This window comes from Azonexus sp., assembly GCF_047638095.1.
Classification (GTDB): Bacteria; Pseudomonadota; Gammaproteobacteria; order Burkholderiales; family Rhodocyclaceae; genus Azonexus.
In genome coordinates this window covers 70,895-83,540 of sequence record NZ_JBLJBW010000004.1, presented here as the reverse complement: position 1 = coordinate 83,540, position 12,646 = coordinate 70,895, and the positions used below count along the sequence as shown (strand labels likewise).

Annotated in this window: 11 protein-coding genes and 1 pseudogene; all 12 read left to right on the top strand. The window is 60.4% G+C overall.

Annotation, left to right across the window (positions count from 1 at the left end; all coding sequences use genetic code 11):
* A partial coding sequence (locus ACM62Q_RS01975; RefSeq protein ID WP_415033301.1) for a methylmalonyl-CoA mutase family protein occupies positions 1 to 1,056 on the top strand: 1,056 nt, incomplete at its 5' end.
* A gap of 180 nt (positions 1,057 to 1,236) precedes the next feature.
* The gene (locus ACM62Q_RS01970) at positions 1,237 to 1,854 is read left to right on the top strand and encodes a cytochrome c oxidase subunit 3 (RefSeq protein ID WP_415033300.1); all 618 of its coding nucleotides are present in this window, start codon (positions 1,237 to 1,239) and stop codon (positions 1,852 to 1,854) included.
* Positions 1,841 to 2,149: a cytochrome C oxidase subunit IV family protein gene (locus tag ACM62Q_RS01965; protein WP_415033299.1), complete on the top strand. Its 309-nt coding sequence runs from the start codon at positions 1,841 to 1,843 to the stop codon at positions 2,147 to 2,149. The genes ACM62Q_RS01970 and ACM62Q_RS01965 overlap by 14 nt, the downstream gene beginning before the upstream one ends.
* Entirely contained in the window at positions 2,149 to 2,946 is a 798-nt protein-coding gene (locus ACM62Q_RS01960) for a CbbQ/NirQ/NorQ/GpvN family protein (protein ID WP_415033298.1), read from the top strand. Before ACM62Q_RS01965 ends, ACM62Q_RS01960 begins: the two co-directional genes overlap by 1 nt.
* A gap of 9 nt (positions 2,947 to 2,955) precedes the next feature.
* Positions 2,956 to 3,687: a Crp/Fnr family transcriptional regulator gene (locus ACM62Q_RS01955; RefSeq protein ID WP_415033297.1), complete on the top strand. Its 732-nt coding sequence runs from the start codon at positions 2,956 to 2,958 to the stop codon at positions 3,685 to 3,687.
* 134 nt (positions 3,688 to 3,821) lie between these two features.
* Positions 3,822 to 5,537 (top strand): annotated as a pseudogene (pilB, locus tag ACM62Q_RS01950) (type IV-A pilus assembly ATPase PilB).
* A 17-nt stretch (positions 5,538 to 5,554) separates the two neighbouring features.
* The gene (locus ACM62Q_RS01945) at positions 5,555 to 6,778 is read left to right on the top strand and encodes a type II secretion system F family protein (protein WP_415033296.1); all 1,224 of its coding nucleotides are present in this window, start codon (positions 5,555 to 5,557) and stop codon (positions 6,776 to 6,778) included.
* A complete protein-coding gene (locus ACM62Q_RS01940; protein WP_415033295.1) occupies positions 6,778 to 7,632 on the top strand; it encodes a prepilin peptidase in 855 nt (284 codons plus the stop codon). The genes ACM62Q_RS01945 and ACM62Q_RS01940 overlap by 1 nt, the downstream gene beginning before the upstream one ends.
* A 77-nt stretch (positions 7,633 to 7,709) precedes the next feature.
* On the top strand, positions 7,710 to 8,762 hold the full coding sequence (locus ACM62Q_RS01935; protein WP_415033294.1) for a type I glyceraldehyde-3-phosphate dehydrogenase: 1,053 nt from the start codon (positions 7,710 to 7,712) through the stop codon (positions 8,760 to 8,762).
* A 63-nt stretch (positions 8,763 to 8,825) separates the two neighbouring features.
* Positions 8,826 to 10,010: a phosphoglycerate kinase gene (locus ACM62Q_RS01930; protein WP_415033293.1), complete on the top strand. Its 1,185-nt coding sequence runs from the start codon at positions 8,826 to 8,828 to the stop codon at positions 10,008 to 10,010.
* An 11-nt stretch (positions 10,011 to 10,021) separates the two neighbouring features.
* Positions 10,022 to 11,185 (top strand): diguanylate cyclase domain-containing protein, encoded by a 1,164-nt coding sequence (locus tag ACM62Q_RS01925; RefSeq protein ID WP_415033292.1) that lies wholly within the window; start codon positions 10,022 to 10,024, stop codon positions 11,183 to 11,185.
* Positions 11,182 to 12,609 carry a pyruvate kinase gene (gene pyk, locus ACM62Q_RS01920; protein ID WP_415033291.1) on the top strand — a complete coding sequence of 476 codons (1,428 nt, stop codon included), beginning with the start codon at positions 11,182 to 11,184 and terminating at the stop codon, positions 12,607 to 12,609. Before ACM62Q_RS01925 ends, pyk begins: the two co-directional genes overlap by 4 nt.
* The last annotated feature ends 37 nt before the right edge of the window (positions 12,610 to 12,646 follow it).

Here is a 12,646-nt window from a genome sequence, read left to right as displayed (position 1 = left end):
CAGAACACCTGCATCTTCTCGACCGAATTCGCCCTCAAAATGATGGGCGACATCCAGGAATTCTTCGTCCATAACCAAGTGCAGAACTTCTACTCGGTGTCGATCTCCGGCTACCACATCGCCGAAGCCGGGGCGAATCCGATCAGCCAGCTCGCTTTCACGCTCGCCAACGGCTTCACCTACGTCGAGAGTTATCTGGCGCGCGGCATGCATATCGACGACTTCGCGCCGAATCTCTCCTTCTTCTTCAGCAACGGCATGGACCCGGAATACTCGGTGATCGGCCGCGTGGCGCGGCGCATCTGGGCGGTGGCCATGAAGAACAAGTACGGTGCCAACGAGCGCAGCCAGAAGCTCAAGTACCACGTGCAGACTTCCGGGCGCTCCCTGCACGCGCAGGAGATGGATTTCAACGACATCCGCACCACCTTGCAGGCCTTGATCGCCATCTACGACAACTGCAACTCGCTGCACACCAATGCCTACGACGAGGCGATCACGACGCCGACGGAAGAATCCGTGCGCCGCGCCATGGCCATTCAGCTCGTGATCAACCGCGAGTGGGGTGTTGCCAAGAACGAAAACCCGAACCAGGGCGCTTTCGTCATCGATGAGCTGACCGATCTGGTCGAGGAAGCCGTGCTGAAGGAATTCGAAGCCATCGCCAGCCGCGGCGGCGTGCTCGGTGCGATGGAAACCGGCTACCAGCGCGGCAAGATCCAGGAAGAGTCGATGTACTACGAGCACAAGAAGCACGACGGCTCCTACCCGATCATCGGCGTCAACACCTTCCTCAACCCCAAGGGCATGGCGCAGCAGGAAATCGAACTGGCCCGCTCCACCGACGAGGAAAAGCAGTCGCAGATCAGCCGCCTGCGCGATTTTCAGAGCCGCAACGCCACTCAGTGCGCCGCCATGCTGGAAAAACTGAAGCAGACGGTGATCGAGGACGGCAACGTCTTCGCCGTGCTGGTCGAGGCGGTGAAATACTGCTCGCTCGGCCAGATCAGTTCGGCGCTCTACGAAGTCGGCGGCCAGTACCGGCGCAGCATGTAATAAAAAAAGGAGAACGGCGCATTTGTGGCCGGAATTAAAAAAAGCGAGGCATAAGACCTCGCTTTTTTTGCGGCGAATTGATGCCTTGGGCAGCGGCGGATGCGCCGCAGCGAAGCGCAATCGCTGAGAAACTTAAGGCGTATCAAAGTGAGGGGGCGGCGCTCTTCCTAGACTGCCACCATGGAAATTGAAGCAAACTCACTGGCGCAGGCGGCCAAGGTACCGGCCCTTTCTGCGCATGCCGGCAAACGCCTGGCCGGCGATCTGGCGATCTGGATCTTCATCATGGCTGAACTGGCGGCGTTTGCCGCCTTTTTTGCTGCTTACGGCTTTACCCGCGCCAATCACGTCGAGGAGTTCAATCTCGCGCAGCGTGGCTTGAATCGGGATGCCGGGGCGTTCAATACCCTGCTCCTGCTGTCAGCCAGCGCTTTCGTGGTGCGCGCCGTGCAAGGGGCGCTGGCGGGCAAAGCCCGTGCGGCAGCCCCCTGGATGTTGGCGGCAATTCTTTGCGGCCTGGCTTTTCTTGGGGTGAAAGGCGTCGAATACGCGGCAGGTTTCGCGCAGGGTATTACGCTTTCCAGCAGCACCTTTCACATGTTCTACCTGTCGCTGACCTTCTTCCATTTCATGCACGTCATTCTTGGCCTGGTGATTCTTACCGCCCTGTGGTTCGGGATGCGCGCCGGCCGTTACGGACCGCACAATATGAACGGTCTGGAAAGCGGTGCGGCGTACTGGCACATGGTCGATCTTGTCTGGCTCATTCTTTTTCCGCTGGTTTATGTCATCCACTGAATATCCTGACTTGCCGCCGGTAGCGGCAGACGCGCACGGCTCCGCCAAGGGCACTTACCTGTTGTGGGGCGTGCTGATGCTGGCAACCCTGCTCACCTGGCGGCTCGGTGAAACCAGCGGCGGGCCGCTGCTGGCGGCGATCGTGCTGGGCATTGCTTTCGTCAAGGGCGCGGTCATCGCGCTCGAATTCATGGCTCTGCGCCATGCTCCCGCGCTCTGGCGCAATCTTTCGGTGGGTTGGCTGGTCTTGGTGTGCACGGTCATCGGCATCGCGTATTGGAAAGGTCTGGCCTGATGAATGCTCGTGCGGATACAAGCGTCCCCTATTACTCTCCCAGCGGTCAGGAAGAGGCGATTTTTGAAGCCGCCTGGCGCAATCGCTTGCCCGTGCTCCTGAAAGGACCGACCGGCTGCGGCAAGACGCGTTTCGTGGCGCACATGGCGGCACGCCTGGGGCTGCCGCTGTATACGGTGGCTTGCCATGATGATTTGACGGCAGCCGATCTGGTCGGCCGGCACCTGATCGTCGATGGCGACACCCGCTGGGCCGACGGTCCGCTCACCCGCGCCGTGCGCGAAGGCGGCATTTGTTACCTCGACGAGGTGGTGGAGGCGCGCAAAGACACGACCGTCGTGCTGCACCCGTTGGCGGACGACCGGCGCATTCTGCCGATCGACCGTACGGGCGAACAGCTCGCAGCGCCGCCCAATTTCATGTTGGTCGTGTCTTACAACCCGGGCTATCAGAATTTATTGAAAGGCATGAAGCCTTCGACGCGCCAGCGTTTCATCAGTTTGTGCTTCGATTTTCCGGATGCGGCGCGCGAAACCGCGATCGTGCAGCAGGAAACCGGTTGCGCCGCCGATCTGGCGCGGCGGCTGGTGGGCATTGCGCAGAATCTGCGCCAGCTGAAGGATCAAGATCTGGAAGAGGCGGTCAGTACGCGCTTGTTGATTTACGCGGCCGCCCTGGTGCGCGACGGCATGGACCCGGTGGTGGCCTGCCGTGCGGCCATGGTCGATAGCCTGACCGACGATCCGGAAGTGGCCGAAGCCTTGCAAGAAGTCATTAACGCGACCTTCGGGCGCTGAGGAGGGCGCATGGCCGCAGTACAGGGTAACGGCACTTCCGGCAGCATCGATGTGATTGCCAGTTTGCGGCAGACCGCAGTTTTTGCCGATCTGCAAGAAAGCGATTTGCAGCGTCTGGCGCAGGGCTGCCGCATCGAGCATTACGAGCGCGGCAATATCCTGTTTCACAAAGGTGATGCCTGCCACGGCTTCCATCTGGTGTTGAGCGGGCAGGTCAAGCTGGCTTTCGTGTCGGCGGCGGGCAATCAAAAAGTGGTCGAAATCATCCGCCCGGGGCAAACCTTCGGTGAAGCCGTGATGTTCATGCAAAAGCCCTATGTGCTGATGGCGCAAGCCCTGACCGAATGCCGCCTGCTCTTTATCGCGAAAGACGCCATTTTCCAGGAAATGCGCGAAGCGCCTGAATTTTGTCAGCGTTTGATCGCCGGTCTGGCCATGCGCCTGCACAATCTGATCAAAGACCTGGAAATCTATTCCCTGTGCTCCGGGCGTGAGCGCATCATTTGCTATCTGCTGGGTGAAATGAGCGACGAAGAAGGCAATACGCCGTCAGGGCGTGTCGAGATTTGCCTGCCGACGCATAAAGGTACCATTGCTTCGCGCCTGAATCTCACGCAAGAGCATTTTTCCCGCGTGCTGCACGAATTGGCCGACGATGGCTTGATTGCCGTGGATGGGCGGCGCATCGTCGTGCCCGATACGGCCGATTTACACGCCAGCCTGAGCGGCGGGCGGGGCTGATTGCCGCGGCACCAGTGTCGCAGAACTTCGAAGTTTGGCGCATTTGCAGGCGCTGCCTGCCGCTTCCGCTTTACAAAGGCGCGCGGGCGTAGCATTATCGCCAGATTCAAACGGCATCTAATTGTGTAACTGCGATGGCGGCAACCCCACAGAATACCCCGATCAGCGGTCTGGCTCGCGCCCTGGTGCAGGCCGGGCGGATCAAGGAAAGCGAAGCAGAGGCGCTGATGCAACAGGCGCTGGCCGCCAAAATTCCGCTGCTCGATCAAATCATTGCGGCACACAAAGCCAGCGCCAGCGAGATTGCTCTTTTTTCCTCGGAAACCTTCGGCTATCCGCTGCTCGATCTGGATGCCTTCAATCCGGACTTGATCCCTGCCGGGGCAATCGACCGCAAATTGATGGCGACGCACCGCGTGTTGCCGCTCAACAAGCGCGGCAACCGCCTGTCGATTGCCATTGCCGATCCAACCAATCTGCGCGCGCTCGATGAGATCCGTTTTCAGACCGGACTGGCGGTCGACCCCATCGTCGTCGACCACGGCAAACTCATGCCGCTGGTGGCGAAATTCTCCGAGTCGGCAGAAGATGCGCTGAAGGCGATCTCTGACGAGGACATCAACCTCGATTTTGGCGAAGAAGGGGCGGTGGAGGTCGCCGAGGATGTCGGGGCGCAGGATGTCGATGACGCGCCGGTCGTCAAGTTCATCCAGAAAATGCTGCTCGACGCCATTAACGACGGGGCCTCCGATATTCACTTCGAGCCCTACGAAAAGTACTACCGCATTCGTTTTCGGGTGGACGGCATTTTGCGCGAAGTGTCCAAGCCGCCGCTGGCGATCAAGGAAAAAATCGCCTCGCGTATCAAGGTCATTTCCCGCCTGAACATTGCCGAAAAACGCGTGCCGCAAGACGGACGGATGCGGCTGGTGCTCTCGAAAACCCGGGCGATCGATTTTCGTGTCAGCACCTTGCCCACCTTGCAGGGTGAGAAAATCGTCTTGCGTATTCTCGATCCGAGTTCGGCGACCCTGGGCATCGAGGCGCTGGGTTATGAGCCGGATCAGAAGGCGCATCTGCTCGATGCGGTGAATCGCCCCTACGGCATGGTGCTGGTCACGGGGCCAACCGGTTCCGGGAAAACGGTGTCGCTGTACACCTGCCTCAACATCCTCAACAAAGACGGTGTCAATATCGCCACTGCCGAAGATCCGGCTGAAATCAACCTGCCCGGCATCAACTAGGTTAACGTCGATGATCGCGCCGGTCTGACCTTCCCCGTGGCGCTCAAAGCCTTCCTGCGTCAGGACCCGGACATCATCATGGTGGGCGAAATCCGCGATCTGGAAACCGCCGAAATCGCCATCAAGGCAGCGCAAACCGGCCACATGGTGCTCTCCACCCTGCACACCAATGATGCGCCGCAAACCCTGACCCGTCTGATGAACATGGGTGTGCCGGTGTTCAACATCGCGTCCAGTATTCTGCTGATTACCGCCCAGCGTCTGGCGCGCCGCCTGTGTAACTGCAAGCAGCCCCTGGAAGTACCCCGGCAAGCCTTGCTCGACGCCGGTTTCAAGGAAGAAGAGCTCGATGGCAGCTGGACGCTCTATGGTCCCGGCAGTTGCGAGCGTTGCAAGGGCAGCGGTTATAAAGGGCGGGTGGGGATTTACCAGGTCATGCCGATCAGTGAAGAAATGCAGCGCCTCATTCTCGCCGGCGCCACCTCGCTCGATCTGGATAAACAGGCCAAGCTGGAAGGGGTGCGCGATTTGCGCGAATCCGGCTTGCTCAAGGTAAAACAAGGCCTGACTTCACTCGATGAAGTGCTGAATACGACCAACGCCTGAGCATATAAGGGAAAACAATGGCTAATCCAAAAAATCGGTCGGTGGCCGTCAAGGAAAACACCTATCAATGGGAAGGCAAGACCCGCGACGGCAAACCGGCACGCGGTGAAATGCGCGCGGCAACCGAAACCGTGGTGCAAAACCTGTTGCGCCGGCAAGGGATTACCGTCAGCAAGGTCAAAAAACTACGCTTCAAATCGGGCGGCAAGGTCACCGATAAGGACATCACGTTGTTTACTCGCCAGCTGGCGACGATGATGAAATCGGGTGTGCCGCTGCTGCAATCCTTCGATATCGTCGGGCGTGGCCACGCCAATCCGGCGGTGGGGCGCTTGTTGCTCGAGATCAAGGCCGAGGTGGAAACCGGCAGCTCCCTCTCGCAAGCCTTTCGTAAATATCCGCTCTACTTTGACGCCTTGTTCTGCAATCTGGTGGCGGCGGGCGAGCAGGCCGGTATTCTGGAAACCCTGCTCGATCGTCTGGCGACCTATAAAGAAAAAATTCTCGCGATCAAGAGCAAGATCAAAAAAGCCTTGTTTTACCCCATCGCCGTGCTGGTGGTGGCTTTTGTCATTACGGCGGTCATCATGATTTTCGTGATTCCTGCGTTCAAGGAGGTGTTCACCAGCTTTGGTGCGGAGTTGCCGTTGCCGACCCAGATCGTGATCTCCATATCGGACTTTTTCGTTGAATGGTGGTGGGCGATTTTCGGGGTGATCGGCGGCAGTATCTATGCCTTCCTCGAAGCCTGGAAGCGTTCGGAAAAGATTCAGATGGTGATGGACCGCACCTTGCTGCGTGCGCCGATTTTCGGCGACATCGTGCGCAAATCGGTCATCGCCCGCTGGACGCGTACCCTGTCCACCATGTTCGCTGCCGGCGTGCCGTTGGTCGAATCGCTCGATTCCGTGGGCGGCGCTTCCGGCAATTATGTGTATAAGGTGGCGACGCAGAAAATTCAGGGCGAGGTGGCAACCGGCACCAGTTTGACCATCGCCATGCAAAATGCCGATGTTTTTCCCAATATGGTGACGCAGATGGCCTCCATCGGCGAAGAATCCGGCTCGCTCGACGGCATGCTCTCCAAGGTGGCCGATTTCTTCGAGCAGGAGGTCGATGATGCGGTGGATGCCATGTCCAGCCTGATGGAGCCTTTGATCATGGTGGTGCTGGGCACGCTGATTGGCGGCATGGTGGTGGCGATGTACCTGCCGATCTTCAAGCTGGGTGCCGTCGTTTGATGCTGCTCGATTTGCCCCCCTTGGTTCTGGCGCTGGCAGCGGGCCTGCTTGGGCTGTGTGTCGGCAGCTTTCTCAATGTCGTGATCCACCGCCTGCCGCAGATGATGGAGCGCGAGTGGCAGGCGCAGTGCGCAGAGTTGCGCGGAGAAACCCCGGCCGCTGCGACACCGTTCAATCTTTTCCTGCCGCGCTCACGCTGTCCGCAGTGCGGGCAAGCCATCGGTTTGCTGGATAACATTCCGCTCCTGAGCTATTTCGTCTTCTTGCGCGGGCGCTGCCGGGGCTGTCAGACAAAAATCTCCCTGCGCTACCCCATCGTCGAGGCGCTCAGCGGTCTGCTGTCGGCGGCTGTGGTTTGGTTTTTTGGCAGCGGCTGGCTGGCCTTGGGTGCCCTGTGTCTGGTCTGGGCCTTGATCGCCCTCGCCATGATCGATCTCGACACGCAGTTGTTGCCTGATAGCTTGACTCTGCCGCTGTTGTGGCTGGGGCTGGCGTTCAACCTGGCCGGCCAGTTCACGGATCTGGGTTCGGCGGTACTTGGCGCAATGGCCGGCTATCTCGCGCTGTGGAGCGTGTTTTGGTTGTTCAAGTTGGTCACCGGCAAGGAAGGCATGGGTTACGGCGATTTCAAATTACTCGCGGCGCTCGGGGCCTGGCTGGGTTGGCAGATGTTGCCAGTCATCATTTTGCTTTCTTCGGTGGTGGGGGCTTTGGTTGGCATCGCGCTGATTCTTTTTGCGCGCCACGGCCGCAATGTGCCGATTCCCTTCGGGCCTTATCTGGCGGCGGCAGGTCTGCTCGCTCTTTTTTACGGCAAAGAAATTACGGCGAGCTATTTGGGCGTTTTGTCCTGAGCCAAAGCGGGCCGGCGAGGCCGCATTTTTGTGCTGTAAAGCGGTAGAATTCGCCGGTTCCGTCCGGCCTGTTTATCGTGATCCACGCGTCTTCTTCTGCGACTTCTACCTTTCGTCTGGCCATTAACGGCTATGGCCGAATCGGGCGCTGTGTGTTACGCGCCCTGCATGGCACACCGGGGCGCGCGAATCTCGTGGTGGCAGCGATCAATGAGCCGGCCGATCTGGCCAGCATGGCCTACCTGACCGAATACGATTCGACCCATGGCCGCTTTCCTGGCAGCGTGGGCATCGCGGGTGAACAGCTCGTGGTTGGCGGGCAGACGATCCAGGTCAGCCATGCACGCACGCCGGAAGCCGTGGATTGGCGCGGCATCGATCTTTTGATTGAGTGCTCCGGCGCTTACGGCCGGCGTGTCGAGCTCGAACGTTTTCTTGCCGCCGGTTGCCCGCGCGTCCTCTTGTCGCATCCTGGGTTTTCTGCCGAGGATGTCGATGCCACCCTGATTTGTGGCGTCAATTCTGGCGCGCTGCGCGGTGACGAGCGCCTGCTTTCGGCGGGTTCTTGCACGACGAATGCGGCGGTGCCGGTGCTTTCCCTCATTGCCCAGCATTTTGGTATCGAACAGGCGCAACTTACCACCCTGCATTCGGTAATGAACGACCAGCCCTTGATCGATGGTTACCATCACCCGGATTTGCGCCGCACGCGCTCCGCCATGCAGTCCATCATTCCGGTGTCGACTGGCCTGAGCCGGGGCGTTGAACGCCTGTTGCCGGCGCTGGCCGGGCGGGTGCACGCCAAGGCGATACGCGTGCCGACGCTCAATGTTTCGGCGATCGATCTCAACCTGATTACCCGCGCCCCGGTCAGCACGGCAGAGGTCAATCAACGGTTGCGCGAGGCGGCAGAGGGGGATTTGCGTGGCTTGCTGGCCTACTCGGAAGCGGCGCACGCCTCGATCGATTTCAATCACGATCCGCACTCGGCTATCATCGATGCCAGCCAGACACGGGTGAGCGGCGGGCATTTGCTCAATCTTTTCATCTGGTTCGACAACGAATGGGGCTTTGCGCATCGTCTGCTCGACGTGGCGGCGCATTGTCTGGCGGAGCGGAAAACAGGGTAAACAGCAAAGGCAGGACAGGCTTTTGCTGTTTATCTTATGCAAAATGCAAATAAAGGAGACAACATGAACGTCATCAAACTTACTGATCTCGATGTCAGCGGCAAGCGCGTCTTCATCCGCGCTGACCTCAACGTGCCGCAGGATGAGGCCGGCAACATCACCGAGGACACGCGCATTCGCGCCTCCCTGCCGTCGATCCGTTACTGCCTGGAAAAAGGCGCGGCGGTGATGCTCACCTCCCACCTGGGGCGCCCCACCGAAGGCGAGTTGACGCCGGAGGACAGTCTGATGCCGGTCGCCGTGCGCCTGGGCCAGCTGTTGCATATGCCGGTGCGTCTGGTGAACGACTGGGTGGACGGTGGTTTTACGGTCAAACCTGGCGAAGTTGTGCTGCTGGAAAACTGCCGCGTCAATAAAGGCGAAAAGAAAAATAACGACGAACTGGCGCAAAAAATGGCCAAGCTGTGCGATGTCTACGTTAACGACGCTTTCGGCACGGCCCACCGCGCCGAGGCCACCACGCACGGCATGGCGAAATACGCGCCGCTAGCCTGTGCCGGCGTTTTGATGGGCGCAGAAATCGACGCGCTCACCAAGGCGCTGCACAACCCGAAGCGCCCGCTGGTGGCGATCGTCGGCGGCTCCAAGGTGTCGTCCAAACTGACCATCCTCAAATCCCTGGCCGACAAGGTGGATCAGTTGATCGTCGGCGGCGGCATCGCCAACACTTTTTTGCTGGCTTCCGGTAAGCGCATCGGCGAATCCCTGGCGGAAGCCGATCTGGTCAAGGAAGCGCATCTCATCATCGACATGATGAAAGCGCGCGACGCCGAGGTGCCGCTGCCGAGCGACGTGGTGGTGGCCGATGAGGTTTCTGCCTTGGCGCGCGCCAACAAGATCAGCATCGACGAGGTCAGTGCGCACGACCGCATTCTCGACATTGGCCCCAAATCGGCGGCCAAGCTCGCTGAAATCATCGCCAATGCCGGCACCGTGGTGTGGAACGGGCCGGTCGGCGTTTTTGAATTGCCGCAGTTTGCCGGCGGCACCAAGATGCTGGCCTCGGCCATTGCGCACTCGGAAGCTTTCTCCATCGCCGGCGGCGGCGATACGCTGGCGGCGATCGCCAAGTTCAACATCGCCGATGATGTGGGCTACATTTCGACCGGCGGCGGCGCTTTTCTAGAGTTTCTCGAAGGCAAGACCCTGCCGGCCATTGCTGTGCTGGAAGCGCGCGCGGCGGGTTAAGGAGAAGGGGTATGGAGGCGCAACGCCGTCTTTTGATCGTCGATTCCTCGCGGGTGGCGCGCGCGGCGCTGGTCAAGCATCTGAGCGCGGAGTATGAGCTACGCGAAGAAAGCGACGGCGAATCGGCCTGGCAAACCCTGGTGCTCGATCCATCCATCGTCGCCGTGGTTGCTGCGATCAATCTCGGTAAATGCGACGGTTACGCGCTTTTGCAGCGGCTGCGTAAAAATCGGCTGCATCGTTTGTCCGATCTGCCGTTTTTTCTCCTGATTTCGGAAAGCGAGCCAGCGGCCAATCGTGCGGCAGCCAAAGAGCGCGGCGTCAGTGATTTCATCGTGCGCGGCATGAGCGGCGAGGAGATCAGCCGGCGCATCGGGCGTTTGGTGAATTGGGAGATCAACTCCACCCTGACGCCGCTTGCGCTCGATCTGCCGTCCTCCCAGTTCAGCAAGCAGACGGCGATGTGCCGCAAGCTGTGCGAAGAAATCGGTCGCCATGCGAGCCCTGCCGATCAGGATGCCGCGCCGCGCGATCCGGGTATGACTTACAGTGCCGTAACCCTGGCTTTTGGGCTGACCCAGGAAGCCATGCTGGTTCAGCGTTTCGGTCAAGCGGCGGTGGATGATCTGGGCTTGCGTGTCGCCCGCCTCATCCAGAGCAAGACCAATGGGCGCGACCTCATGGCGCATGTGCGCGGCAGCGATTATCTGATCGCCTCGCCGGGTACCAGTCTGGCGACGGCCCAGGCCTTCGCCCAGCGGGTGTGCCGCGCGCTCGGTGAGCAGGCGGTGCGCATCGGCAAAGAGCGTTTGCACGTCAGCGTCAGCGCCGGTCTGGCCAGTCTGCCGGCAGACAGCGGGCGCAGTGCGGCGCAGCTGATGGAATTGGCGCTGCAACGTTTGACGCAGGCGCGCAGCACGCCGGGTAATCTGGTGGTGAGCTGCGATCCGGCGGCAGATGATCCTTTTGCCAAACTCGGCGATTGGCTGGGCGCGGCGGCCGCCGATCAGCGTTTGGCCCAAGCGGGGCTCGACATGCTGCCTTTGATGCGTCTTCTGGAAACGGAATTTGCCCTGGGCTTGCCCCTTGAACATATGGAAAACCAGTTCCGCGAGCACCTTGCCGCCGGAACGCCCCGCATGCACTGCGCTAACTTAACGAACGGAACATCATGAGTCGTCATACCAAAATCGTCGCCACGCTGGGCCCGGCGTCCTCTTCGAACGAAGTGCTGGAGCGTATGGTGGCCGCCGGCGTCAATGTCGTGCGCATGAACTTTTCGCACGGTAGCGCGCCAGACCATCTGGCGCGGGCGCAGCTGATTCGCACGGCGGCGGAAAAACAAGGGCAAATCGTCGGGCTGCTGGCCGATTTGCAAGGCCCGAAGATCCGCATCGGCAAATTTGCCGAAGGCGCGGTGGCCCTTGTGGAAAACGCAAGCTTCGTGCTCGATGCGCAGTGCAAGGAAGGCAGTGCCGAGCGCGTCGGGCTCGATTACAAAGAACTGCCGCGCGACGTGCGCCCCGGCGACACCCTGCTGCTCGATGACGGGCGGCTGAAAGTGGTGGTGGAGGCGGTGCGCGGCAGCGAGATTCATACCCGCGTGCAGGTCGGCGGCAAGCTCTCCAACAACAAAGGCATCAACCGCCAGGGCGGCGGCCTGAGCGCGCCGGCGCTGACCGCTAAAGATATGGACGACATCAAGACGGCCGCTGCCCTGGGCGTCGATTACGTCGCTGTGTCTTTTCCCAAGAACGCCGCCGACATGTACATGGCGCGCCAGTTGCTGCGGGCGGCGGGGAGCAAGGCGGCGCTGATCGCCAAGATCGAGCGGGTGGAAGCGGTCGACAATCTGCTGGAAATTCTCGAAGCCTCCGACGGCATCATGGTGGCGCGCGGCGACCTGGCGGTGGAAGTCGGCGATGCCGCCGTGCCGGCCCTGCAAAAGAAAATGATCCGTCTGGCGCGCGACCACAACAAGCTGACCATCACCGCCACGCAGATGATGGAGTCGATGATCAACTCGCCGGTGCCGACCCGCGCCGAGGTTTCCGACGTCGCCAACGCCGTGCTCGACGGCACCGATGCGGTGATGCTGTCCGCTGAAACGGCTGCCGGCAGCTATCCGGTGGAAACGGTCGAGTCCATGGCGCGCATCTGCGTCGAGGCCGAGCGTTCGGCCGACATCACCCTGGAGCGCGAATTCCTCGATCGCGTCTTCAACCGCATCGACCAGTCGATCGCCATGGCTGCCATCTGGACGGCGCATCATCTCAAGGTCAAGGCGATTGCCGCGCTGACCCAATCCGGCTCGACGGCACTGTGGATGAGCCGCCTCAACTGCGGCCTGCCCATCTACGCGCTGACCCCGGATGCCGAATCTTTATCACGCATGGCGCTCTACCGCGAAGTGCGCCCGCTCCTCATGGCGCAGCAGCATACCGACCGCGATCAACTGCTGGCCGAAGCCGAAACCCTCCTCATCGCGCGCGGCATCGTCGAGCGCGGCGATCTCATCGTGCTCACCATCGGCGAGCCGATCGGCAGCATCGGCGGCACCAACACGCTGAAAATCGTGCGTGTCGGCGAGCACGGCTAATCGAGGGTGCCGGGTTTCCCCTTCTCTTTTTCTTTTT

Coding starts and splice junctions, on each gene's coding strand:
- ACM62Q_RS01960 (WP_415033298.1), top strand. CDS start 2,149: ATGAATGCTCGTGCGGATACAAGCGTCCCCTATTACTCTCCCAGCGGT.
- ACM62Q_RS01940 (WP_415033295.1), top strand. CDS start 6,778: ATGCTGCTCGATTTGCCCCCCTTGGTTCTGGCGCTGGCAGCGGGCCTG.
- pyk (WP_415033291.1), top strand. CDS start 11,182: ATGAGTCGTCATACCAAAATCGTCGCCACGCTGGGCCCGGCGTCCTCT.
- ACM62Q_RS01955 (WP_415033297.1), top strand. CDS start 2,956: ATGGCCGCAGTACAGGGTAACGGCACTTCCGGCAGCATCGATGTGATT.
- ACM62Q_RS01965 (WP_415033299.1), top strand. CDS start 1,841: ATGTCATCCACTGAATATCCTGACTTGCCGCCGGTAGCGGCAGACGCG.
- ACM62Q_RS01930 (WP_415033293.1), top strand. CDS start 8,826: ATGAACGTCATCAAACTTACTGATCTCGATGTCAGCGGCAAGCGCGTC.
- ACM62Q_RS01945 (WP_415033296.1), top strand. CDS start 5,555: ATGGCTAATCCAAAAAATCGGTCGGTGGCCGTCAAGGAAAACACCTAT.
- ACM62Q_RS01970 (WP_415033300.1), top strand. CDS start 1,237: ATGGAAATTGAAGCAAACTCACTGGCGCAGGCGGCCAAGGTACCGGCC.
- ACM62Q_RS01925 (WP_415033292.1), top strand. CDS start 10,022: ATGGAGGCGCAACGCCGTCTTTTGATCGTCGATTCCTCGCGGGTGGCG.